This window comes from Sulfitobacter sp. PR48 (genome assembly GCF_028807335.1).
Classification (GTDB): Bacteria; Pseudomonadota; Alphaproteobacteria; order Rhodobacterales; family Rhodobacteraceae; genus Sulfitobacter.
Genome location: NZ_JARAMM010000068.1, coordinates 1 through 1064, shown reverse-complemented (window position 1 = coordinate 1064; position 1064 = coordinate 1). Strand labels below are relative to the sequence as shown.

The 1064-nt window shown below is 43.0% G+C and carries 1 protein-coding gene; it reads left to right on the top strand.

Annotated elements, in window-relative coordinates; genetic code table 11:
- Window positions 1-934, top strand: a 934-nt coding sequence (locus tag PVW51_RS24255) for a sulfate ABC transporter substrate-binding protein (RefSeq protein ID WP_443288772.1), incomplete at its 5' end; no start/stop codon positions are given.
- Window positions 935-1064 lie beyond the last annotated feature (130 nt).

Genomic DNA, 1064 nt, shown 5'->3' with positions numbered 1-1064 from the left:
CCGTACTATGCTCAATGTCTCCTATGATGCAACACGTGAATTTTACGATGAGTTCAATAAATCCTTTGGTGCTTATTGGCAAAGTCGTACAGGACAAACGGTCGACTTTAAACAGTCACACGGTGGTTCAGGTAAACAAGCCCGTTCGGTCGTTGATGGTCTAAAAGGGGATGTGGTGACCTTGGCCTTAGCCAATGACATTGAAGAAATTGTCAAATCGGGTCAAATTCAGCCGGGTTGGCAAAAAGAGTTCCCAAATAACTCTGCACCTTATACATCGACCATTGTGTTCATGGTACGCAAAGGCAACCCGAAAAAAATTAAGGACTGGTCTGATTTAACCAAACCGGGTGTACAAATTATTACGCCTAATCCTAAAACAGGCGGTCTACCACGTTGGGTGTATCTGTCTGCTTGGGGTTATGCACTGAAACAACCCGGTGGTAATGAGGCCAAAGCCAAAGAGTTCGTGGGTAAAATGTACCATAACGTGAAAGTGATGGACTCTGCGGCACGGGCGTCTATGACCACCTTTGCAGAACGTCGCATTGGTGATGTGTTGTTGACTTGGGAAAATGAAGCCTTAGTGACACAAAAAACTTTAGGTAAAAATCAGTTCGATATTGTTTATCCATCGATCTCGATTTTAACTGAGCCTTCGGTGGCAATCGTGGATAAGACCGTGGCGAAAAATGGTAACAAGTGGTTAGCACAGGGGTATATCAACTATTTATATTCACCACTGGGTCAGGAAATGGCGGCGAAACACTTCTATCGTCCGCGTAATGCTGCAATTCTAGAAAAATATAAAGCGCAATTTCCACCGTTAAAAACCTTCACCATTGATGAAGTGTTTGGTGGTTGGGCCAATGCTCAAAAGACCCACTTTGTGAATGGGGCGACCTTTGACCAAATCTATAATAGCCGTAAATAATCCAGTTGATTGTTTCAGCTACTACTTAAAAAGCCTCCCTCGGGAGGCTTTTTTGATAATGAATGCCGTTTAAAAACGGTTTTGTCTATGAAAAGTAATATTTCCCTACAAAAAGTCGTTTGGAGCTTTG